The organism is Roseibium sp., from assembly GCF_965216085.1.
GTDB lineage: Bacteria > Pseudomonadota > Alphaproteobacteria > Rhizobiales > Stappiaceae > Roseibium.
In genome coordinates, this window is the sequence record NZ_OZ244138.1 from 4,209,271 (window position 1) to 4,232,260 (window position 22,990).

Annotated in this window: 23 protein-coding genes; 6 read left to right on the top strand and 17 right to left on the bottom strand. The window is 54.0% G+C overall.

All coding sequences use genetic code 11. The annotated features are described in order from the left end of the window. The first annotated feature begins 108 nt into the window (after nucleotides 1–108). The 3 genes from urtE (at nucleotide 109) to ACOOFE_RS19890 (ending at nucleotide 3,449) form a co-directional block, all read left to right on the top strand. Complete coding sequence (gene urtE / locus ACOOFE_RS19880; protein WP_420411674.1) at nucleotides 109–804, top strand: urea ABC transporter ATP-binding subunit UrtE; 696 nt, start codon at nucleotides 109–111, stop codon at nucleotides 802–804. A 242-nt stretch (nucleotides 805–1,046) separates the two neighbouring features. Continuing rightward, nucleotides 1,047–2,354 (top strand): UDP-glucose dehydrogenase family protein, encoded by a 1,308-nt coding sequence (locus tag ACOOFE_RS19885; RefSeq protein WP_420411675.1) that lies wholly within the window; start codon nucleotides 1,047–1,049, stop codon nucleotides 2,352–2,354. A gap of 504 nt (nucleotides 2,355–2,858) precedes the next feature. Continuing rightward, nucleotides 2,859–3,449: a sugar transferase gene (locus ACOOFE_RS19890; RefSeq protein ID WP_420411676.1), complete on the top strand. Its 591-nt coding sequence runs from the start codon at nucleotides 2,859–2,861 to the stop codon at nucleotides 3,447–3,449. Between the two features lie 35 nt (nucleotides 3,450–3,484). Here the strand turns inward: ACOOFE_RS19890 and aroQ are convergent, their stop codons facing one another. Then, complete coding sequence (gene aroQ / locus ACOOFE_RS19895; RefSeq protein WP_420411677.1) at nucleotides 3,485–3,934, bottom strand: type II 3-dehydroquinate dehydratase; 450 nt, start codon at nucleotides 3,932–3,934, stop codon at nucleotides 3,485–3,487. Nucleotides 3,935–4,136: 202 nt separating this feature from the next. Between aroQ and ACOOFE_RS19900 the strand changes: the two genes are divergently transcribed. Further along, a complete protein-coding gene (locus ACOOFE_RS19900) occupies nucleotides 4,137–4,358 on the top strand; it encodes a hypothetical protein (protein WP_420411678.1) in 222 nt (73 codons plus the stop codon). A 17-nt stretch (nucleotides 4,359–4,375) separates the two neighbouring features. On the opposite strand, the gene ACOOFE_RS19905 is transcribed toward ACOOFE_RS19900, so the two are convergent. Continuing rightward, entirely contained in the window at nucleotides 4,376–4,855 is a 480-nt protein-coding gene (locus tag ACOOFE_RS19905; protein WP_420415610.1) for a response regulator, read from the bottom strand. A gap of 311 nt (nucleotides 4,856–5,166) precedes the next feature. Here ACOOFE_RS19905 and ACOOFE_RS19910 point away from each other — a divergent pair, with 311 nt between their 5' ends. Further along, nucleotides 5,167–5,346 carry a hypothetical protein gene (locus ACOOFE_RS19910; protein WP_420411679.1) on the top strand — a complete coding sequence of 60 codons (180 nt, stop codon included), beginning with the start codon at nucleotides 5,167–5,169 and terminating at the stop codon, nucleotides 5,344–5,346. A 203-nt stretch (nucleotides 5,347–5,549) separates the two neighbouring features. On the opposite strand, the gene ccoS is transcribed toward ACOOFE_RS19910, so the two are convergent. The 11 genes from ccoS to ACOOFE_RS19965 form a co-directional block, all read right to left on the bottom strand. Next, nucleotides 5,550–5,702: a cbb3-type cytochrome oxidase assembly protein CcoS gene (gene ccoS, locus ACOOFE_RS19915; RefSeq protein ID WP_420411680.1), complete on the bottom strand. Its 153-nt coding sequence runs from the start codon at nucleotides 5,700–5,702 to the stop codon at nucleotides 5,550–5,552. A gap of 3 nt (nucleotides 5,703–5,705) precedes the next feature. Further along, a complete protein-coding gene (locus tag ACOOFE_RS19920) occupies nucleotides 5,706–7,955 on the bottom strand; it encodes a heavy metal translocating P-type ATPase (protein ID WP_420411681.1) in 2,250 nt (749 codons plus the stop codon). Nucleotides 7,956–7,965: 10 nt separating this feature from the next. Then, complete coding sequence (locus ACOOFE_RS19925) at nucleotides 7,966–8,478, bottom strand: FixH family protein (RefSeq protein ID WP_420411682.1); 513 nt, start codon at nucleotides 8,476–8,478, stop codon at nucleotides 7,966–7,968. A 136-nt stretch (nucleotides 8,479–8,614) separates the two neighbouring features. Further along, nucleotides 8,615–10,078: a cytochrome c oxidase accessory protein CcoG gene (gene ccoG / locus ACOOFE_RS19930; RefSeq protein WP_420411683.1), complete on the bottom strand. Its 1,464-nt coding sequence runs from the start codon at nucleotides 10,076–10,078 to the stop codon at nucleotides 8,615–8,617. Nucleotides 10,079–10,242: 164 nt separating this feature from the next. Then, complete coding sequence (gene ccoP, locus ACOOFE_RS19935) at nucleotides 10,243–11,121, bottom strand: cytochrome-c oxidase, cbb3-type subunit III (RefSeq protein WP_420411684.1); 879 nt, start codon at nucleotides 11,119–11,121, stop codon at nucleotides 10,243–10,245. Between the two features lie 3 nt (nucleotides 11,122–11,124). Beyond that, nucleotides 11,125–11,280 (bottom strand): cbb3-type cytochrome c oxidase subunit 3, encoded by a 156-nt coding sequence (locus ACOOFE_RS19940; RefSeq protein WP_141187900.1) that lies wholly within the window; start codon nucleotides 11,278–11,280, stop codon nucleotides 11,125–11,127. A gap of 5 nt (nucleotides 11,281–11,285) precedes the next feature. Next, nucleotides 11,286–12,020 carry a cytochrome-c oxidase, cbb3-type subunit II gene (gene ccoO / locus ACOOFE_RS19945; RefSeq protein ID WP_420411685.1) on the bottom strand — a complete coding sequence of 245 codons (735 nt, stop codon included), beginning with the start codon at nucleotides 12,018–12,020 and terminating at the stop codon, nucleotides 11,286–11,288. A 14-nt stretch (nucleotides 12,021–12,034) separates the two neighbouring features. Continuing rightward, complete coding sequence (ccoN, locus tag ACOOFE_RS19950; RefSeq protein ID WP_141187902.1) at nucleotides 12,035–13,690, bottom strand: cytochrome-c oxidase, cbb3-type subunit I; 1,656 nt, start codon at nucleotides 13,688–13,690, stop codon at nucleotides 12,035–12,037. Nucleotides 13,691–13,879: 189 nt separating this feature from the next. Further along, entirely contained in the window at nucleotides 13,880–14,683 is an 804-nt protein-coding gene (locus ACOOFE_RS19955; RefSeq protein ID WP_420411686.1) for an outer membrane protein, read from the bottom strand. A gap of 134 nt (nucleotides 14,684–14,817) precedes the next feature. Beyond that, complete coding sequence (locus ACOOFE_RS19960; protein WP_420411687.1) at nucleotides 14,818–15,876, bottom strand: AbrB family transcriptional regulator; 1,059 nt, start codon at nucleotides 15,874–15,876, stop codon at nucleotides 14,818–14,820. Nucleotides 15,877–16,063: 187 nt separating this feature from the next. Further along, nucleotides 16,064–17,932, bottom strand: a complete 1,869-nt coding sequence (locus ACOOFE_RS19965; protein ID WP_420411688.1) for an Ig-like domain-containing protein — start codon at nucleotides 17,930–17,932, stop codon at nucleotides 16,064–16,066. A 334-nt stretch (nucleotides 17,933–18,266) separates the two neighbouring features. Between ACOOFE_RS19965 and hemN the strand changes: the two genes are divergently transcribed. After that, nucleotides 18,267–19,643 carry an oxygen-independent coproporphyrinogen III oxidase gene (hemN, locus tag ACOOFE_RS19970; RefSeq protein ID WP_420411689.1) on the top strand — a complete coding sequence of 459 codons (1,377 nt, stop codon included), beginning with the start codon at nucleotides 18,267–18,269 and terminating at the stop codon, nucleotides 19,641–19,643. 82 nt (nucleotides 19,644–19,725) lie between these two features. Here the strand turns inward: hemN and ACOOFE_RS19975 are convergent, their stop codons facing one another. The 4 genes from ACOOFE_RS19975 to ACOOFE_RS19990 all read right to left on the bottom strand — a co-directional run bounded on the left by ACOOFE_RS19975 (nucleotide 19,726) and on the right by ACOOFE_RS19990 (nucleotide 22,958). Further along, nucleotides 19,726–20,439 carry a Crp/Fnr family transcriptional regulator gene (locus ACOOFE_RS19975; protein WP_420411690.1) on the bottom strand — a complete coding sequence of 238 codons (714 nt, stop codon included), beginning with the start codon at nucleotides 20,437–20,439 and terminating at the stop codon, nucleotides 19,726–19,728. Between the two features lie 229 nt (nucleotides 20,440–20,668). Beyond that, a complete protein-coding gene (locus ACOOFE_RS19980; protein ID WP_420411691.1) occupies nucleotides 20,669–21,010 on the bottom strand; it encodes a response regulator in 342 nt (113 codons plus the stop codon). Between the two features lie 138 nt (nucleotides 21,011–21,148). Continuing rightward, the gene (locus ACOOFE_RS19985) at nucleotides 21,149–21,760 is read right to left on the bottom strand and encodes a response regulator transcription factor (RefSeq protein WP_420411692.1); all 612 of its coding nucleotides are present in this window, start codon (nucleotides 21,758–21,760) and stop codon (nucleotides 21,149–21,151) included. A 43-nt stretch (nucleotides 21,761–21,803) separates the two neighbouring features. Then, entirely contained in the window at nucleotides 21,804–22,958 is a 1,155-nt protein-coding gene (locus ACOOFE_RS19990) for a two-component system sensor histidine kinase NtrB (RefSeq protein ID WP_420411693.1), read from the bottom strand. Nucleotides 22,959–22,990 lie beyond the last annotated feature (32 nt).

Sequence of the window (22,990 nt, forward strand, 5' to 3'; positions counted from 1 at the left end):
CCGTCGGAGTTGTAACGGCATGGATTACCGGGTCTAGCCCGGTAATGGGGCAAGAGGTTATCGCTGGCTTCACGTGCCGGCCATTCACAGAAAACTGGGTATAGGTCCATGTTGAAAGTCGACAATATTGATCTGCACTATGGGGCAGCCCAAGCTCTGAAAAGTGTGTCACTCACAGCAGAAACCGGCAAGGTGACCTGCCTCATGGGCCGCAACGGGGTCGGCAAGACCTCGACCTTGCGGGCTGTTGCGGGCCAGCAGGGCATCAGCGCAGGCAGCATTATCTGGAACGGCGAGGACATTTCGTCGCTCGCTCCATATGCCCGGGCAAAAAAAGGCATCGCTGTCGTCCCCCAAGGCCGAGAGGTATTTCCGCTTCTCAGCGTGAAAGAAAACCTGGAAACAGGCTACGCGCCGATCCCGCGCAAGGAGCGTTACATTCCAGAGACGATCTTCGAACTCTTCCCGGTCCTGAAAGACATGCTTCACCGGCGCGGTGGTGATCTGTCCGGCGGTCAGCAGCAACAGCTGGCAATCGCGCGTGCCCTGGTTACACGGCCCAAGCTGCTGGTTCTGGACGAACCGACCGAAGGCATTCAGCCGTCGATCATCAAGGACATCGGCCGCGCGATCTCCTGGCTCCGGGACCAAGGCACAATGGCAATTGTCTTGGTCGAACAATATTTCGAGTTCGCCCGTGATCTGGCGGACGACTATGCCGTGATGGATCGCGGTGAAATTGTTCTGTCAGGGGCTGGAAAGGATCTGTCTGAAACAGAGGTTCGCCGCTATCTGACAGTTTGACCTGGCTCAGCTCCTCAACAAAGTTAAGCAAGAAACAAAGCCGTCATAATATTGTGCCGGAAGGTGCGGCATAAGGGCCGCAGCCTAGCGCAATTGGCACGGATGCAGCCTTCACCGGATTGACACCCGCCAGAAAGCCATTACCAACGCGCTAAGATTTCTTCTTTGGCCAAGCGGACTGCCGCCACTGGCCACTTCTGAGGCGGGACCTACCTCCCGGCCTGGAATAACTGGGAAAAACAATGCGCGTTGCAATGATTGGGACCGGCTATGTCGGTCTGGTGTCAGGAACCTGTTTTGCCGACTTCGGTCACATAGTGACCTGCATCGACAAAGATGCCTCCAAGATTGATGCTCTCAACAAGGGCGAAATCCCGATCTACGAGCCCGGTCTTCAAGAGCTTGTTGCAAAAAACGTTGCCGAAGAGCGCCTGTTTTTCACAACCGATGCTGCGGAAGCTGTCAAAGACGCAGATGCAGTTTTCATTGCCGTCGGGACACCGACCCGCCGTGGCGATGGCCATGCAGACCTCTCTTACGTTTATGCGGCTGCTGAAGAAATCGCCGGACTGATCGACGGCTTTACTGTGGTGGTTACCAAATCCACGGTTCCGGTCGGAACTGGCGACGAGGTCGAAGCGATCATCCGCAAAACGCGTCCGGATGCGGACTTTGCGGTCGTCTCCAACCCGGAATTCCTGCGTGAAGGCGCAGCCATTGAAGACTTCAAGCGCCCGGACCGCGTGGTGGTTGGCACGGAAAGCGCCCAGGCCGTCGATGTCATGCGCGAGCTCTACCGCCCGCTGTATCTCAATGAAACGCCGATCCTGGTAACCAAGCGGCGCACATCCGAATTGATCAAATACGCGGCCAATGCGTTTCTGGCTGTGAAGATCACGTTCATCAACGAAATCGCCGACCTTTGCGAAAAGGTGGGGGGCAATGTCCAGGAAGTGTCCCGTGGCATCGGCCTGGACAACCGGATCGGCGCTAAATTCCTGCACGCAGGCCCGGGTTATGGCGGCTCCTGCTTCCCTAAGGACACACTCGCCCTGTCGAAGATCGCAGCGGAAGCAGACTCTGGGCTGAAAATCGTCGACTCTGTGATTGAAGTGAACGCTGAGCGGAAGAAGAAGATGGCCGACAAGGTTATTGACTTCATGGGCGGGGATGTTGCCGGCAAAACCATCGCTCTTCTCGGACTGGCCTTCAAACCAAACACGGATGACATGCGCGAAGCACCCAGCATCGATATCGTTGAGAAGCTGCAGGCCGCCGGTGCCAAAATCCGTGCGTATGACCCGGCCAGCATGGAAGAAGCAGCTCAAATCATGCAGGGTGTGATGTTCTGCGATGGGCCGTATCATGCCATCGAAGGCGCCGATGTCATAGTCATCGTAACGGAGTGGGATCAGTTCCGGGCTCTCGACCTCGACCGGGTCAAGTCACTCGCCAAAACGCCAAAGGTTGCCGACCTCAGAAACATCTATAAGCCCGACTATATGGCTGAACGCGGGTTCGAATATGTGAGCGTTGGCCGCACTTATTGACCTCTAGTTGCAATACGTTTTCTAGCACCGCAATCCTACCGTAACGGTAGGGCTGCAGCGCTTAACCACGTTGATCAAAAGTTCGGGGAAAAATGCCCCCCGCGAAAGAAAAATATTAGGTAATTTTACGGTAAAAACAATTCATATCCAGCTACTTAGTGACATTCATCACATCGTTAACGCTTTACTAATATTTAATTGGAACGCACCGATTATCTGATCTATGGTCCGGTTTGTTGATGGGCAACATCACAAAGCGAGTGTTGGAGTACAATGGCAGACGAGACGCTCTCGGACGACCGACAGGAACAGCAGGAGCATACACCTTTCAGCCTTACTGTCCCGTCCTCGGCGACACTCAGACAGAAAACTGCGAATAGAGTTCGGAAAGCACGAAGCGGAGCGGCAAAAAGGATCCGTACTGCCCGTAGGCTGCGGAAAGCGGCTTCCTTTTACTCTGTGGATTCGCGGCCCCAGTATCAGGAGCGGCCGCTTCAGATCGCAGTGAAACGTGCCTTCGATGGATTGGCCTCCTTGGCCGGCCTCATCTTATTGGCTCCATTGCTGATTGGCGTGGCAGCAGCAGTTAAGCTGACCAGCAAAGGGCCGGTGCTTTTCCGGCAAACCCGACTGGGCTTGAATGGCCAGCCGTTTTCGATCCTGAAATTCCGGACGATGTATGTGGATTGCTGTGATGCATCCGGCCTCAAACATACGGTTGCTGGCGATCCCCGGGTTACCGCAGTCGGACGCTTTTTACGGCGGAGCAGCTTTGATGAACTCCCCCAGTTAATCAATGTCTTACGCGGACAAATGTCTCTCGTCGGACCCAGGCCTTATGTGCCGGGCATGCAGGCGGGCGGTATTGCCTATGAGTGCCTGGATTACCGCTATTATGATCGGCTTCGCGTTCTTCCCGGGATCACCGGATTGGCTCAGGTCAATGGCTACCGCGGAGATGCTTCAGATGAGGAAGCAGCCCGCATACGCCTGGAATTCGATCTGGCCTACATCGAAAACACCGGTTTGTGGCTTGATATCAAAATCATCACCCGGACGGTCATCCGAGAGTTTTTCAAGGGCAGCGGCGCCTGACCAAAATGCTTGCTATCAAGCAGAGGCAGGCCGTACTAGGATTGTCCCAAACCTAGCTTGGATGCAACATGGCGGAGTGCCAACTCATACCCTTGGATGCCGCATCCCGCGATCACTGCATCGGCTCTTAAAGATACAAACGAGCGGTGCCGGAATTCCTCCCGTTTGTGAATGTTGGAGATGTGGACCTCCACGACAGGGCACTCACACATGTTCAACGCATCAAAAATCGCAACCGATGTATGAGAATAGGCGGCTGGGTTAATGACGATCGCTGCGGCCGTTTCCCGCGCTTCCTGGATCCAGTCGATCAGCATATGTTCTGCATTGCTTTGACGAAATTCGACGGTAAGGGCGCATTCCTTGGCGGTATGCACACACAAGTCACGGACATCATCCAGCGTCTGAGAGCCATAAATCTCCGGCTGCCTTTTGCCCAACAGATTGAGGTTTGGTCCGTTGAGGACATATGCGACAGGCATCATGGCCGTTTCCCTTTTCCGGAGGCAAATTCATCGATTTTGAGTGCATCCGTTTTAGCAAGTTCGCAAGTATCTTGTGAACAACAATCGAATACGTTTTCTGATTGCAAAATGATTAACAACACCCTATTGCCCTTGAAAAGTTTAGGGATTATTAACTACGCTATTGAAGCTGGGTTACGAATCGAGATTGACTTGGAATGTCATGATAAAACTTCGTGAAAGACTAGATACTCTCGAAGCACTCAACGAGGCAATTGAGGGCTACCAGCATCTTTCGATAGACGTCCTCTCGCAGTTCTTATTGGACAATTATACGGTGGATCTGGATTTGCTGGCGCAGTTTGCAGACGCTGTAGGAGGAACTTCTCAAGGAGATGCCTTGAGTGGAAATGGGGCATCGGATTCGGCACAATCTGCTGCCTGACCTAGCGGATCCTATTCTTAACCGACAGCCGTAACATTCTGATCTTCGCCTTCATTGCCTTGCTCGCCGGGCTGACCGGGTGCGCCTTGCCAAATCTTCTGGCGATTGCGAATTTCCCGCGGCGCTGGACCAAAGTAGGTCGCGGTCTTGATGAAATCCCGAGGTTGTAGAATTACGCTGGATACCCGCTGATACAGCGCTTTGGCTGAAATGGGTTTTGACAGCAGTTCATGCACACCTAGGCGGCGGGCTTCGACGATCCGGCTACGTTCGGTGTGCGCCGTCACCATAATAATCGGGATATAGGCAAAAGGATTGTTTGGGCTGCGGATCATCCGCACCATATCCGCACCATCCAGGATCGGCATCACCCAATCTAGGATCAGAATATCCGGATTGGCACGGTCCATGGCTTCCAGACCGGATGCACCGTCTTCGGCTTCGACAATACGGCGTGCTCCGAACCCCTGAAGCATAGTCCGCAGGATGGTCCGCATGTAAGCGCTGTCTTCAACCAGCAAAAACGTCAATGAGGCCAGATCCAGGCTCACCAAATCCTCCTATGTTAATGTATTTTTCTGACATGAAAATCTGAACAATGCGTTAGTTACGATCGCCCGCGCCGTTTTGAGCCTCTAAGGATCAATGAATCATTTTCTTTGGGAACTGGTTAATTCCGGAGCTCTTCTTTTACGTCTTGGTAAAGTTGCGCGGAATTAAGTTTTTTACGGCAGTTGCTTTAACGAGACCTTCAAACTGCATCTTCATGCTTTTCAGTATCTAATTGTCGCAATGAGGGGTCGCACGTTTGACCACCAGATACATGTCCGAAGATGACAACATCGACCAGAATGATGATCAGCTGCCGGAAGAACCACGCATTTTTCTGAACAACAACGGCCGGTACCGCGGCAATCTTCTATTGTTATCAGGTTTGGGCTTGCTGTTGATTGCAACCGGAATGGTTCTATCCAGCATCTTGTCTTGATGTCTTTCAGGCCGATTTCTAACCAGGGCAAATTCTGAGAAATCATTTGAAGCGAACATCTCGGAGGACTTCATGCTGCTGGCGAAGCACCTTATCGAGGCGGTTATCGCAGTGACAGTATTGTCCTGCTTATATGGCAAAATCGCCCCTTAAGGCTTTCGACCGATTTAGGTTCCAAATATGATTGCCGGGGTTAGGACCCATTATTTCTCGGGCAAGTCGTCATCATCCAGAATGCGCCATTTAGCCCCTTCCAGATCATCATACTGACCGCTTTTCAAAGACCAAAGAAACGCCACCAGTCCAAGGGCGCCAAGAAACAGTGCGATCGGTATTAGGAATACAAGGACGTCCATTTTCTATCCCAGTACCTCCTTTTCCTGATCGTGAATGCCTAGTTGGCCACGGGTAGTCTTTTTTCCATCACCAATCCGCAGGCGAAGGGCATTCGCAGTCACCGCGAGGGAGGAAGCCGACATGGCAACTGCCGCCATCAGTGGTGTAACAAAACCGGCAACGGCTATCGGCACGGCGATGATGTTGTAAATCGTCGAAATCCAGAGGTTTTGTTCGATGGCCCGCCGGGCTTTGATCGACAGGCGCAAGGCATCAGCAACAGGCTGGAGTTTGTGCCCCAAAAAGACGGCATCTGCTGCCGCTTGGCTGAGATGTACAGCAGAGACCGGTGACAGCGAGACATGGGCACCAGCCAGCGCCGGCGCGTCATTAAGACCATCGCCAACCATCAGGACCTTGTGACCTGCAGCTTGCAGGACTTCCAACCGTGCGATTTTGGCAGAGGGTGTCATGCCGGCTTGCCAATTTTGGATCTCGAGAACTTCAGCACAGGAACGAACGGAAGGTTCTGTGTCCCCGGACAGGATTTCCAGAGCGTAGCCCTGTTTCGTCAACTCGTTGATGACCGCCTTTGCATCCGGGCGCAGGCTTTGGCGGAACGCCAGCAAGCGCACTGGTTCATCTCCATACCGCACAGCTAGCAGCGTTGCCCCGGGAACAGCGGCAAGGTGGGCTTCCACACTCGCTGTTTCTGCCCCGCAGAACAATGGGCTTCCAAGACGCAGTGTTGTGCCGTTCACCTGGGTTTCAAGACCAGCACCGGACGTCTCGGTGACATCTGGCAGCGGGATCAATGCACCCGTTGCTTTTACCAGAGCCATCGACAGGGGATGACGGCTTGCGAGAGCCAACCGGCCAGCCAAGATCACTACTTCGTCTTCCGGATCAATCGCGCCAACAAGATCCGGCTCGGCAAGTGTCAGGGTTCCGGTTTTGTCAAACAGGATGGTGTCGATCGCGGCCAGGCGTTCAATCGCATCACCGGAATTTAAAAGAATGCCAGATTTGAACAACTGACCTGACACGACCACCTGGACGGCCGGAACGGCAAGCCCAAGCGCGCATGGGCAGGTGATGATCAGCACGGAAATGGCGATCACCAGAGCCGGCTGCCACGCCAGCCCGGCAACCAGCCAACCCAAAAATGTCAAAGCTGCAGCGCCATGAACCAGCGGTGCATATAGCTGGGCTGCTCGATCTGCGATCTGTACGTACTTTGATTTGGCCTGAGAAGCTGCTTCCAGAAGACGATTTACTTCATCCAGCAATGTCGCGCCGGACGCCGCCTCAACGCGGACCTGCAAGGCACCCGCTCCGTTGAGCGTCCCTGCATAAACTCGTTGTCCGGGATTGACCGGCACCAAAACGCTTTCCCCGGTCACCAAACTCTGGTCGATTTCCGAGATACCGGTCTCAACAACACCGTCAACCGAAACACGCTCTCCGCCGGCCACAAGTACCAGGTCGCCCGCAACGATCTTGGATACCGGGACTTCCCGAACCGTTCCATCCAGATTGATCCGCGCAGCGACTTCCGCTTTCAGCGCGGCAATATTCTCGGCAAAGGAGCGGGTCCGGCCCCGCATATTGTGATCGAGATAGCGTCCGATCAACAGGAAGAACAACAGCATTACGGCCGATTCAAAATAGGCATGGTGATGGTGCTGGATTGTCTGGACCAATGACAACGCAACCGCCAGCCCCACTCCGATCACGATCGGCACGTCCATGTTCAACCGGCCGGAACTTAGAGCCCGAAATGCGCTTTTGATAAATGGCCGCCCGGAGTACGCCACTGTCGGCAAGGCGATCAATGCAGAAATCCAGTGAAAGAAATCCCGCGTTTCAGGCGTTATGTCACTCACATTGCCGGACCAAACCGAGACCGACAGCAACATGATGTTCATTCCGGCAAAACCCGCGATGGCCAAACAGCGAAGTAGCTGCTTTCCAGTCTTGTCCTGACGCTCCTTCTGGCTTGCCGGATCAAACGGGTGGGCGGCGTAACCTAGTCTTTCCAGTTCTGCAACGATTTCGTCAGCGCCTGTCTGATCCTCTACCCAATCGACAGCCAGCCGTTGGGACGTCAGGTTGACGCGCGCCTTGCGGATGCCAGGTAGCCGCTTCAATCCACGTTCGATCTCACCCATACAAGCTGCACAGGTAATGCCGTCTACAGCAAGATCCATATGCACCGCGCCGTCCTCGGCGGGGGTTACAAAGGATTGCCAATCGCGCTGATGAACCGTCACGGCGCCAGCCTCAGTCTTTCACAAACACACGGTTTTCGGACTTGAACTTGCGTGTTCCATCCTGATCAATTTCAAGAATCAGATTCCAGCTACCAACGGGGAGTTCTTCCATTTCGGCGATATAGCGACCGCCTCCGTCCGCAGTCAGCGACAGCTCAATATCTGCATTGCCTTGAGCCGGGTGTTTCAGAGTTGCCCGCAAGTCAATACCATAAAGCGGATTGTTGTCCGCATCTGCTGCTGTCACAACAAGCTGACCACCAGCACCGTCTTTTCTGACGACTTCACTGGAAATCTGCCAGTTCAGCTCTTCTTGAGCTCTGGCAGCGGCGATCTCCTGATTGTAGGACTGCCCGGCTTTGTAGGAACTCTCGACGACAACTCCGGGGAAAGAACCAAAAGCCAAGTAAAGAAAAACCGCATTGGCGGCAAAGATCACGCCAAAAAAGCCAAACAGCCAAGCCAAAACGGTTTTGCCTGTAAAGGGTTTCGGTTCTTTTGCGTTCATTTCGGCCATGGCCATACGTATCTCCTTAGAGCGTTACCCGGTCAAACCGTCCTATTGACCGCCAAGATCTTTGTCTCTGGTTGGGTGTTCCGCTCTTGCTTGGTATTTCACCACAAGAGCGGGACTTTTTCATCATTGATCGAGCTCGGGCCTAGTCCCGCTCCGGCGCCTTAAAGGTATCTTGGGTCGTAACCACCTCGCCCATAACACTTTCGGTGATCCGGAAAGTCACCGGAGTGGAATGCGGCAACTCCGATCCGGGTGGAGATGTCACCAACACACGCACTTCACGGGTGGTGTCCGGCCCTACGTTAATGATCGGACGTCCGGCGAAGGTTTCTTCTACCCCAACGGCCTCAACTCTTGTCTCAGCCGGCATACCTTCGACATGCAGCATGAAATGCCGGTCATGACGACGTTTGTTGGACAAGCGAACTGTATAGCCATTGCGGACAGATCCATCGGATTGCTCTACAAAAACCGGGTTACGGTCATGGATTACGCTGATGTCGGCAAATTCCCGATTCAATAGGGTTGCCAGCATGATGACGCCGACGATCGCGATGATTGCCGCATAAATTACGGTGCGGACACGGACGATTTCGTAAACCGGTTCCTTGCCCTCAATGCGGCGTTCGATGTTTTCATCGGTGTCGTAACCGATCAGGCCAGAGGGTTTACCGACCTTTGCCATGATGTTATCGCAGGCATCGATACACAGGCCACACTGGATACAGTCAATCTGCGCGCCCTTGCGGATATCGACACCTGTCGGGCACACCTGGAAACACTGAAAGCAATCAATGCAGTCACCAGCTGGCATGCCCTGAGCTTCCAGTTTCTTGTTCTGCTTTAGTGATCCCCGAGGCTCACCGCGGTCCCAGCGGTAAGTAACATTCAGCGCTTTTTCGTCGGTCAATGCCGCCTGGATCCGTGGCCACGGGCACATGTAAATGCACACCTGTTCGCGCATAAACCCAGCCAATAGATACGTCGTGGTCGTAAGAATACCGATCCAGATGTAGGCAATCATCGGCGCCTGGAATGTCAGCAATTGCCAAACTAGGGTCGGCGCATCGTTGAAATAAAGCACCCACGCACCGCCGGTCCACCAAGCGATCATCAACCAGAAGAAGTGTTTTGTGGCACGTTTGCCGAGCTTGCCGAACGTCCAGCTTTCTTTGTCCAGTGCGATCCGCTCGCGGCGGTCACCCTCAATCTTGCGCTCAACCCACAAAAACAGGTCGGTCCAGACTGTTTGCGGGCAGAGATATCCGCACCAAAGGCGGCCCGCGACAGCATTCATCAAGAACAGAGCAACGGCCGCGATGATCAAGAGGCCGGTCAGGTAGTAGACTTCCTGCGGCCAGATCTCGATGAAGAAGAAGTAACCTCTGCGCCCTTCCATATCGATGAGCACAGCTTGGCTTGGCGCATTGGGACCGCGGTCATAGCGGATAAAGGGCAGGAAATAGTAGATCCCAAGGGTAATGAAGAGCAGCGTCCACTTGATCCTGCGGAACAAGCCATGCGTCGCCATTGGGTAGATCTTTTTAGCAGATGCGAACCACTCGTCGTCGTGGCCGCCCCCCTGCGTATGGGTGTCGGTAGACATACCGTCCGTCCTCTTTGACCGACCCTGCCCCAATAGGATCGTAAATCCAAATGCCATGGTGGTTTGCACCATGGGCATAAACTAATCCGGCACAAAGATCTCCTCTTTGCGCCGGATCAAATTGTCACTGTCTAAGGCACATTTATCGCACCAATCTGAACAATTTACTGGCCGCCACCAAAGGCATGGACATAAACGGCCAGGGATTTCACGGTCGCCTCGTCGAGACGATCAACCCACGGCGGCATGACGCCATTGCGGGCGGTATGCACCTGGGCCGTGATGTCCTCTAGAGTTTTGCCATAGAGGTAGCTGGCGGACATCAGGCTCGGCGCGCCGACCTCCTGGATGCCTTCCAGGTTGTCGCCATGACAGGCCGCGCAGTTGTCCACGTAAAGCGTTTCGCCTGCGGCCAGGTCGACACCGTCCTTGGTTTCAAGACCGGCACGGGAGGCCACAAAATTGGACACTTGAGCAACCTCTTCCTTGTCCAGAAGTTCGTCCTTGCCAAAGGACGGCATGTCGCCGATCCGTGTGTCTTCATGGTCAGACCGGATACCGTAGAGGAGCGTGGTGTGGATGTCGTCCAGCGTACCACCCCAGATCCAGGTATCGTCCTGAAGGTTCGGATAGCCTTCCGCACCTGTACCACCATTGCCGTGGCATGGTGCACAGTTGTCGCCGAAAGCCGCTTTACCATTGGCCATTGCGAACTGCAGCAGCTGCTGATCCTTGGAGATATCTTCCAAAGAGGTCGCAACGATCTTGTCCGCAAACTCCGACCGGCCCGCGATCCCTTCTTCAAGCGCGGCCAATGCCTCGGCTCGCTGATTGGACCCCAGAACACCGGTGGTGTAGCTGGAGATCAGCGGCCAGGACGGATACAGCACCCAATAGATCACAGCCCAGGCGATGGTGACATAAAAGAGGTACAGCCACCATTTTGGCAATGGATTGTTGAGTTCCTTCAGGCCATCCCACTCGTGGCCGGTGGTTTCGACCCCGGAAATTTGGTCGACTTCCTTGTCGTGTATATCAGCCATGAATTAGTCCTCGCGGAACGGGATCTGAGCGGCATCGTCGAACTTTTTGCTGTTCTTTGGCCACAGTGCGTAGGCCAAGACGAAACCGAACAGGATCATGAAGTAGAGAAGGCCCCAAGTTTGCGCGAAGCTCGCGAACGCAGAATATGTCTCATTCATAGCGCTTACCTCAGGTTTGCTTTGTCATCATAGATCGAGAAGTCGACCATGGTTCCGAGCACCTGGAGATAGGCGACCATAGCGTCCATCTCAGTGACTTTGCTCGGATTGCCGTCGAAATCACGGATCAAGGCGCCGGGATAACGTTCCTCGAACTCATATGCCGCGTCGGTGTCCGGAGACGCCTGACCGATCAAGTCCGTCGCGGCATTGTCCACTTGCTCATCGGTGTAAGGCACGCCGACGATGGCATTTGCGGACAGATGGTTCTTGATATCCCGGGTGCTGAGCTCGTTTTCCGCCAGGAACGGATACCCCGGCATGATGGAGGCCGGCACCAGCGAACGCGGGTTGACCAGGTGTTCCACATGCCAGTCGTCCGAATACTTGCCGCCAACACGGGCCAGGTCAGGACCGGTTCGTTTGGAGCCCCACTGGTGCGGGTGGTCGTACATCGATTCCGCTGCCAGCGAGAAATGGCCATACCGTTCCAGTTCATCGCGCATCGGGCGGATCATCTGTGAGTGACACAGATAACAGCCTTCGCGGATGTAGATGTCCCGGCCAGCCAGTTCCAGCGGCGTATAAGGACGCATGCCTTCTGTCTTCTCAATCGTGCTCTTCAGATAGAAGAGCGGTGCGATTTCAACCAAACCGCCGATTGAGATTGCAACGAGAATACCGATCACAAGGACGATGGAGTTCTTCTCGAAGATTTCGTGTTTTTTCCATGCAGACATTCTTGTCCCTCCCCTTATTCAGCCGCAGCCAGGGAGCCAGCCGGCGTGGCTTCCGCTTCTTCAGCTTCGCCATGACGGACAGTCATCCAGAGATTGTAGGCCATGATCAGGGCGCCGAGCACGAAGAGTGCGCCGCCAAGAGCACGGATGATGTAGAAGGGATGCATCGCTTCAACGGTTTCCACGAAGGAGTATTCCAAGAAGCCAAGCTGGTCATATGCACGCCACATCAGGCCTTGCATGATCCCGGAAACCCACATCGCGGTGATATAAAGCACGATACCAAGTGTGGACAGCCAGAAGTGCCAGTTCACCAGCTTCAGTGAATAGAGGCTCTTCTTGTTCCACAGCCACGGAACCAGGCAGTACAAGGCGCCGAAGGAGATGTAGCCAACCCAGCCGAGCGCACCGGAATGCACGTGGCCAATGGTCCAATCGGTGTAGTGCGACAAGGAGTTGACCGAGCGCAAGCTCATCAGCGGGCCTTCGAAGGTGGACATGCCGTAGAAGGCAACGGACACAACCATCATGCGTAGAACCGGATCGGTTCTCAGCTTGTCCCAAGCCCCGGATAGGGTCATAAGGCCGTTGATCATGCCACCCCAGGACGGCATCCACAGGATGATCGAGAAGGTCGCGCCGAGCGTCGATGCCCACTGCGGCAGAGCCGTGTAGTGCAGATGGTGCGGACCTGCCCAGATGTACAGGAAGATGATCGCCCAGAAGTGAACGATGGACAGACGGTAGGAATATACCGGCCGGTCAGCCTGCTTCGGAATGAAGTAATACATGATAGCCAGGAAACCAGCGGTCAGGAAGAAGCCCACCGCGTTGTGGCCATACCACCACTGCACCATTGCATCCTGAACACCAGACCAAACGATGTAAGACTTCGTCGAGTAGATGGAGATCGGGACTGCTAGGTTGTTGGTGATGTGCAGCATGGCGATCGTGACGATGAACGCCAGATAGAACCAGTTTGCCACATAGATATGCGGCTCTTTCCGCTTCCAGAGCGTGCCCATGAACAGAAGCAGGTAAAACACCCAAACGATCGTGAGCCACAGATCGGCATACCATTCCGGCTCGGCGTATTCCTTACTTTGCGTCGCACCTAGCAGATAGCCGGTTCCGGCAATCACGATGAAGGCGTTGTAGCCCAAGATCACGAACCAGGGCAGGATCTTGCCCGGCATACGCGCGCGACAGGTACGCTGAACCACATACATGGACGTTGCCAGAAGCACGTTGCCGCCAAAAGCAAAAATCACCGCGGAGGTGTGCAAGGGGCGCAGGCGGCCAAAATTGGTCCATGGAAGATCGAAGTTCAGCGCTGGCCAAGCCAGCTGAAGCGCAATGATCAGACCGACGGTGAAACCGGCGATCCCCCAGAACATTGCAGCCACGGTGCCGAACTTGACCGGTCCCATGTTGTAGTTGGGTTTGCCATCGATTTCCTGCGGAATCGCCTGTCCGCCGTCATCGAAGTAGTTCTTGAAGATGAAGAACACACCAGCGGCGGCGAACAATGCGCCAACGCTAGCATGAAATGCCATGACCTGATCAAAGGTCTTGCCCGCCACGATCAGGCAGGCGAATGCAAGCAGCACGAGGAAGAAAGCGAAACCGCCCTCCTCGAGCGAGACCAATTTGGTCTTAGTTTGTGCCATTTTTAGCGCCCCAGTTTTAGAAATCGTTACAAGGTGCCAACGATGGCACGACATTGCGCACGATGTGAAAATACCCGCGTTGATCCATATCAAGAATCATATGCTTCCTTTGGCGAAGCTGCAGACCGTTTTTCTCTTTTGGTCATTCGCTTGCCCCCGAAAACGTGACTTCCAGCTCCCGGGTTCTGCTTAAAACCGAGCCACAACCCCAATCAAAGGCCCGTGTGTGATGGTATCGTAGGCAAAACTTGTGGCGCCGGATTTCCCGTTGTCATAATCGACGCTCAGCGCCTTGTATTGTAGGTGAGCAGACCAGGTGGGGTTGAATTGATATCCGACCCCGCCTTGCAAATTCCAACTGAAGTCTGACGCAAGCCCAAAGCCACCGATATCTCCACGCAAATTTGCGGACCAGCGGTCGTTAAAGCGATGCATCGCCCGCGCTCCGATGATCGGGTCCAGCCAATCATCACCCCAATCCTGGACAAAATTTCCAGCGATTGTTCCTGTGGCATTGATATCCAGAGATACATCCCAGTATCGCCCACCGGCAATCGCTTCCACCCAAGTCGCTTCGTTTTGGAACAACCGATAGGTCAGCATGCCCTCGACGATCAGTTGCCGGGCCCCCAAACGAACTCGTCCACCGGAAGTGAGGGGTGTGTTCTTCGCAGCGCCAAGTTTCATATAGGCGATGTCGACCATCGCACCGACTTTTTGCTGATAGAGCGCTTCAAGCCGGATCATGCCGCCGAAATGGAGGTTTTCTAAGATGGTCCCGGTGTCGACATCCAGATCTGTAGCTGGCAGACGGCCAATTTGGGATTCGCCGGTGATATTTACACCGACAAAATAGGGAGCAACTACAAACTCCCATGTTGATGAAATACGTTGTGCAGGAGTTGAAACCGTTGATTGGGCAAAACCGGGCCACGCCCCCCCGACCCAGGCGGCTGCTCCAAGCAAAATCGACGCAAAGCAGCTTGTCTTCACTCGAAGCATACCCCTCAATCAGCCTCAAGAATGACGTTTGGTCATTAGCGCCGAAAATGGCCTTATGATCAAGTGGGCTCGCGGTAAAGTTTTACCGGTCTTGAATCCCCCTCGCGGGCCGCCCTTAGCCAGACCTAGTTTTGTGACGGTGACGTCCGCCAGAAAAACAAGCTGGTCACCCAGGGCAGCAACAGTACCATTCCTGTGAATCTGACGATTTGATGAGCTGCAACAAACGCTGGATCCAGGTCCAGCATAAAGGCCAATAGCGTCATGACCTCCAATCCACCAGGCGCAAAGGCAAGAAGGGCCTGACCGAAGGGGATCTCCATCATGTGCGACACTGCAGTCGCAAACAGAACGGATGTGGCAAAGGCTGCAGTGAATGCAGCAATGGACGCCATCAGAACACGTAAGAATTCCCGGAAAGTCATTTCATTGAACCGGCATCCGATCAGAGCGCCCATCATCATAAAACAGACGAGCATGAGCGGTCCGGGCAGAGCTAAGGTCACCAAACCAGACGCATTCAACCCGGCGCTCATCAAAAACGCCCCGGTCATCCAACCGCCTGGCACACGAGCAGTGACAGCCAGGACACTTGCCAGGACGCACAACGGTGCCCCGATCAGATAATCCTGTAGGCCAGGTTCCAAAACTGTTTCCGCCAACGCCGATTGTGTTCCGTTCGTCGACATGAGTGCATATGGCAGCAGAGCAACCAGCACAAAAAGCCGAACCGATTGTGTCGACGCAATTCGTGGCAAATCGGCGCCACGTTCGGTCGCCAAGGCAATCACATAAGACAGTGTTCCTGGTATCGCGCCAAAGAAGGCGGTTTCCTTGGGCCAATGAGCAATGTAGCGAAGAACTGTGTATCCGGCCGCGGTGATGCAAATGACGGCAACGAGCAAAAACGCCATCGACAACGGCCACTCACCAATCCGGTCGACCACCTCAGGGCGTACACCGGCCCCCATGGAAATCCCCAGAAGCACAAACAACCCGTCCCGGACTTTGACCGGCATCACCGTGGGCACACCCGCAAGTGTCATGACAGCAACGAGAACCATCCCCCCGGATAGCCAGGCCGCAGGAAGACCGGCAAGATGAAACAACCATCCGCCGATGGCCGCGATGGCCACCGTCACCCAAAACCGCCCTGCTGTCATTATTCCGGTGGTTGATTTCATTCGCTGTCACCCTTTTGGTCCGGTGACCGACTATAAACCTCCAGACCGTGCCGTTCATGATTGATTGTATCGATCAAGATATCCTCTTGTCGAAATTCGGCTCTGGGTCCCCCAGCCGAAACAAAAAAGCCCGGCCGTTTCGGCCGGGCTGTTCTTCTCTCAGTATCGCAGGAAGCCAGTCTTGACCTTAGATGATGGGATCATCTTGGCCCACAATCGTGACGGTCATGATCGCTGTTGAAGACTGCCAATTGCTGTCGGTAACGGTGAACTCGAACGTTTCCGTTGCAGTCTCTCCATCATTCAGATAGCCAAAAGCATCAAAATCATTGGCATATCTGAATGTGCCGTCAAAGTTATCGTAGACATCGGTCAACCCGGAAGGTGGATGCGTACCACCCGGCATGAACGTCACCGTGTGATAGTCATTGGCATCCGGGTCAAGGAAATCCGGTGTGAAATTGAACGCCAGATCATCTTCTGAAACCGTAATGCCGAAGTTATTGGCGACAGGCGCATCGTCCTCACCTTCATAGGTGACATAAATCTGCTGGCTTGCACCCTCCACACCATTTTCGATCGGCACGTATTCGTAGATCTCAGTAACCGTTTCTCCCAGCCGGAGGTAGTCGTAGTTCATCTGGCTATCGAAGCCATAGAGCGTCTCTGCACCGCTCGGTGTCTCGGACGGGAAGACTTGGGCGCCGCGCATACCGCCTTCGACCTTATAGAATTCGATCGTGTCGATGCCGCCAGTACCGGCACTCGGTAGCAGCGCACTGGCAGACGTATCGTTTTCGGAGGCCAAGAGATAGATATCGCCTGCAACTGGCGCACTGCCCTCTCCCTGAATGACGATCGTACCAGTCGCCATGCTGCTTTCACCAAAACTATCGGTTACCGAATAGAAAAACGTCTCGATCGCAGTTTGTCCGGCTCCCAGATAATCGTAAAAATCGCCGAAATCGTAGGTGACGGTGCCATTCGGATGAGATGTCAAAGTGCCTGGACCAATTGGCCCGTCCGGACCTGCCCAGGGGTCCACCCAATAGGTCAAAAAATCCCCGGCATCCGGATCAATGCCATTCAGGGCAAAGGTGATCTGACTATCCCCTTCATTGACATTCACCGTCATATCCTGCGCAACCGGCGCATCATTGACACCGTCCCAAGTCACCATTGCAAGCGCTTCTGAAGTCCCGCCTGCTGAATCTGTGACGACGTAGCGATAGGCCTCCGTTACACTCTGCCCTGCTGCTAGGAAGCTGTAGTCCTGCTGCGGGGTGAAGGTATAGAAGGACGGCCCTCCGTTTGCCGGCGTGCCGGTTACGTATTGATCGGCAGACTGGCCGGTCGCCAGATCGAAGAAAGCGACAGTGTGGGTATCGAATTGATCAGCATCGGTGATCAGGAGCGGTATGGAAGCTGTCGCGTCAGAGGCAAGGGCTGATCCAAATGCACTCACTGCAACCGGCACATCATTTTCGCCTGAGTAAACGATGGTCAGCGTATTCGTTGAGCTGGCACCTGAGCTGTCAGTGACGGTGAAATTGAAATTGTCGTACGCGAATTGACCCTCAGTCAGATAATCGTATGAATCATTTGCCTGGAACGTGTAGGTACCATCGCCATTATCCAATACCAGTGTCGCGGACAGGCTAAAGCCGAGATCAAACGTGATGGTGTGCGTGTCCTCGGGATCTGAATCCGTGAAAAGAGGTGTAAAAACAACATCTCCTCCATTTTCACTGACGACAGCCCATGTCGCCTGTGCAACCGGCGCACTGTTGCCCCCAGAAGACATCGCTGCCATGGGCGCCATCATTTCAAAAGCGGCTTCTTCTTCAGCCAGCTCCCCCTCAGTGGCAGTTGCACTAGGTATATACGAAGCCCCTGCCGCCCGCTCCTCGAGCAGCGCCGCGGCATTGCCAGTCATCGCATCCAGACCAGCAGACAAACTCGCCAAATCCAAGCGGTTGTCGATATCGATCAATGCCTCCAAACCCGTCTCGGTCTGTTCGGTTTGGATGCGAAAATCTTCCGAATTTAATGCCATGTTCAGCCCTTCCAATTGAGAATCAAATCAAAAGACGAGCTGAGCGATATCATTCAATTTTTAATTGCAAATATTGTCGATAAATACATAGAGCTGTATAACTTTAAAACTATCTCTCGCTCATTCTTCCAGGCATAATTTTACTGATTGCGTGATATTTCCTCAAAGAAACCGGCACCTTAATGTCACGGCGCTCCAATCCGCCATAGAATGAGGACCTGAGCGAGTGGTCAACTCAATGACAGCGTCCACCAAACTCACTTGAGGAAAACTGCAGCGCGGCCGCTTGAGGGATATCAAGGCGCAGCCTGAGAGATCATCCGATAGTGGCGCCATGACAACAGATACGCTCTCCTACGCCATGCGCAATGTACCGCGCTACACCAGCTATCCAACCGCACCGCATTTTCACGGTGGGGTTTCGGCCGATGTCTATGCCGATTGGCTGCAAACCATCGGACCTCAAGATACGCTGTCCCTTTATTTGCACGTGCCCTACTGCCGGGAGATTTGTCATTATTGCGGCTGCCATACCAAGGCGACCCGTCAGGACGCCCCGCTCAAGGCCTATGCAGATACGCTGTGCCGGGAGATTGAGCTGACTGCAGCGCATCTAGAGCAGAGTGGACCGGTCAAACACATCCACTGGGGCGGCGGCACACCAAGCCTTTTGCCCAGGGAAAGTCTGGTCGAGTTGACTGGCTTGATGCGGAAGTTGTTTACGTTCGACCCAGAACTTGAACATGCTATTGAACTGGATCCGCGCCTGGTTACCCAACCACTTGCAGAAACTTTGGTTCAGGTGGGCGTTAATCGGGCCAGCCTTGGCGTTCAGGACTTTGATCTAGACGTACAAAAGGCGATTGGCCGGGTTCAACCCTACGAAGTGGTCGCAAAAACAACCGGCTACTTGCGAGATGCTGGTCTGGATGCACTCAACTTCGACCTGATGTACGGCCTGCCGGGCCAGAGCGAAGAGACCATACTTGATACGGTCGAAAAGACGTTGTCTCTCAAGCCGGGCCGGATTGCGTTGTTCGGCTATGCCCATGTCCCTTGGATGCGCAAGCATCAGCGGTTGATCGATGAAGCGACGCTGCCGTCTGCCGCTGAGCGGATCGCACTTGCCGACTTGGCACGCGCAAAACTATTGGATGCTGGCTATGTTGCAGTTGGGCTGGATCACTTCGCCCGGCCGGACGACAGCATGGCCATCGCCCTTAACGACGGTTCTCTGAAACGCAACTTCCAGGGATACACAACTGATCAGGGCGAACAACTTATCGGCTTCGGTGTCTCCTCTATTGGCAAGCTAAGCAGCGGCTTTGTACAAAACCTGCCGGATGTCGGCAGCTGGCACCGGGCAATCGAAGCCGGCAATCTGCCGGTTTCCAAAGGTTTGGCGCTCTCCACCGATGACCGTCTGCGCGGCAAAATCATCGAAGAACTGATGACAAGCTATGCCTGTGATCTCGACGAGGTCTGCGCCACCTTCGACACTGGGCTTCAGGATTTGGAATCGTCGCTCACATCCTTGAATGAACTGGCAGCAGACGGGTTGGTGCAAATCGACCGAGAATTCGGCAATGGCACAAAAGTGTGGGTGACTGACCGGGGACGGCCCTATGTCCGGCTCGCAGCCGCCGCATTCGACGCCTATTTGGCGGACAGCCAAGCCAGCGGTACAGCGCGCCATTCAGCCGCAATCTAAATCGTGAGCCGACAGGCAAACAAAAAAAGGGCCGGTGGAAAACACCGGCCTTTTTGATTCAATCAAATAATGAAATCGGAACTTAGTGCATTCCAGTCATTTGGCACAGACCGCACACTTTGTTCAGGTGGATCTTGTCAGAACGGTCGACACGAATAATGCCGCGGCGCTTCATGTCCGACACCACCCGGCTGACGGTTTCAATGGTCAATCCGAGGTAATCGGCAATTTCCTGACGTGTCATATGCAGTTGAAGATCGAATCCATCTGCAGAATCATCATTCGGCCCAACACATCCAAGTCCGCCGCGATCTGGAACAAGGTGTATCAGGAAACTGGCAACCCGCTCCACTGCGGATTTCCGCCCAAGCAAAACGGCATGTTCGTGTAAGAGCCGCATCTGATTGGTGAGGCATTTGGTCAAGAGACGCTGCAATTCAGAAGACTTCTCAACTTGTTTCAGAGAAATCTCGTTAACTTGCGCATCGGTGAGCGTTTCTGCGGTACAATCGTTTTCCTCGGTCCCGGAGAAACCAAATAGGTCACCTGGGCGCAGCACCTCGACAACCTGGCGGCGGCCATCCGGCAAAAGCTTGTAGAGCATCACCGTACCACTCACCAGCTCATAGAGGCGCTTGGCTGGGTCGCCTTCATAGTAGATTACGGCATGCGTCTCGAAATGAGCCCGCTTTGCGCCGAAATCCTCAAATGATGCCTGCTCTGTTGCACACATCGCAGCAGCCGTCCGGCCCGCGCCTGCGCCGTGTCCATAGGTTCCTGCATCGGTATATGCCATCTGTCCCTCCTTCGCGCAGATCCGCGCGCCGTATTCTGGCTATGACAATGGCCGGTGTTAATGACCTGCTCGGATAGTGCCAAGCGGACCGAAGCCCCCAACCATTCTGCAAAACGTCCCGTCCGACGTTCCGCCATTTGCAGGTTGAACTCTATCTATCAGATCTTGAAGGAGAAATTAGGGTGTCTGCGTAAGAGGAACTACATATGAGTAATTCCGACGCAGGCTACTATGACACAGCGTCGGCCAGCGTCTCTATTGACAGCGGCTTGCGGAGCACAGTCATGCCAGGAAGGTTTTGCATATGCCGGTTTAACCGGGCCTGCGGCTTCCCAGATATGGCTATAATACGGGGAGGCACGGTGCGGGAATTAAGCTGTCGGGCCACTTCAACACCGCTCATACCAGGCAAACCAAGGTCAAGAATGACCAAGTCATCCGCCGACACTTCTGCCTCGGTTAAGAACGTTTCGCCATCACTGTAGACTGCTGGATGATAGTTGAGTTCACCGAGCACTATCGCTAGCGCATCCGCGACTGCTTCATCATCTTCAACAATGTGTACAATCACAAAGCAAATTCCTTTGGGACCAGTCCTATTACCATCCCCTATATAAAAATACGCGAATTCCTCTTCAGCTGATGTACGCAGTAATACGCTATCGCACCACTACGTACACTTAACCGGCCAAGTTTTTTAGAACTTCTGTTAACCGGCAGCGCCGTGACCCAAAACTATGCGCACGAGATCGGCAGCATTGCGGGCGCCAAGTTTCTCCATGATTCGTGCCCGGTGAACCTCAACCGTTCGTGGGCTGATGTTCAAGGAACGCCCGGCTTCCTTGTTGGACGCGCCGCCGGTAATTTCCTTCAAAACTTCCTGTTCCCGTCGGGTCAAAAGGTCAGCCCCTTGGAACGAGAATGTTTCTTCACCCGACTGCCTCTGCTTCATGGTTGCAATGCTGTCGCGTACTCTTTCCAGAACCGCATCGGCGGAGAACGGCTTTTCAATAAAGTCGAAAGCCCCATTTCGGATCGCTTCGACAGCCATTGGAATGTCGCCTTGCCCGGAAATAATGAAGATGGGGGCTGGATAGTTTTCTGCGTTCAAAGCCTTCAGAATTTCAATTCCGGACCGGCCGGGCATATGAACATCAAGCATGACACACGCCGGCACCGTTTTGCTGGCCGACTGGATAAATGCATCTCCATCCGTGAAAGTCTCGACTATGTAGCCTTCCATATTGAAGAGAACTGACAAGGCATCACGCACCGCAGCATCGTCATCAACAATGTAAATGGCATCTGCGTTCGCTTTCATCGAATAAATTCCTTTTGTTGCCTTTCGCACCGGCTGACGGCACTTATTCCTGCAAGGTTTCTTCAGACATGACTGGCAGCGTCAAGAGAAAGGACGCCCCCCCGCCAGGACCAGTCTGTTCAAGCCTCAAATCTCCACCGTGATTTTGTGCAATGGACCGGGAAATCGCCAATCCCAGGCCAACACCTTTGTGTTTGCCGCCGCTAAATGCCCGGAACAGCACTTCTGCAACCTCTGCAGGGACCCCTGGGCCGTTGTCCTTCACGCGGAATTCCAATCCTTCACTGCCCAAACGGACAGACAAAGTCACTTTCTTATTTTCTTGATCCGCGATCGCTTCCCGCGCATTGCGGATGAGATTGATCAGGATCTGGCGAATTTGAACCGGATCCGCCATAAGCGGCGGCAGGTTGTCTTCAACCTCTGACGCCAGGACCGAAGTCTCTTCTCCGCTGCCCAGTTCTGCCATTTCCAAGCAAGCCGTCACCAGTTCAGCGACATCAATGGCTTTACGCTCTGGCGCCTTACGTTCTACGAGCTGACGCATTCTTTGGATGATTTCGCTCGCCCGCTCCGCTTCCCGAACGGCTTTCGAAATCACTTCAAGGATTTGCGGCGGAAAACTGTCATCTGACGATGCCTTCCGGGAGACGGACTGCAAATAGAGCATAACGGCGGTGAGCGGCTGATTGAGTTCATGAGCGATTGCTGCGCCCATTTCATCCAGCGCGCTGAGCCGGGTCATATGCACCAGCTGGGCCTGCGCTTTTTGCAATCGATCCTCAATTTGTTTTCGCGGACGCAAATCTCTGAGAATGCCGATGAACTGCCGGCCTTCAGGGGTCGATGCCTCGCCGACGGACAACTCCACGGGAAATACAGTGCCGTCTTTGTGTTGACCCTGCACTTCCCGGCCGATGCCGATGATCTTCTTCTGACCGGTATCAAGATAGTTTTGCACATAGCGGTCATGCGCTTGAGCGTAGTCGAATGGCATTACCTGGGCCACGTTTTTGCCGAGCAACTCTGAAGCGCAATACCCAAACAGCTTCTCGCACGCTTTGTTAAACGCCAAAATCTGACATTTAGCGTTGATGACAATGATGCCGTCGACAGCGGTATTAAACACGCTGTCCAGGCGTGCTTCTGATATTGCCGCGGCAACATCACCTCTGTCGATCACACTGTCTTCAGCCATTCCAAAACCTCGATGGAATTCATATCCCATCA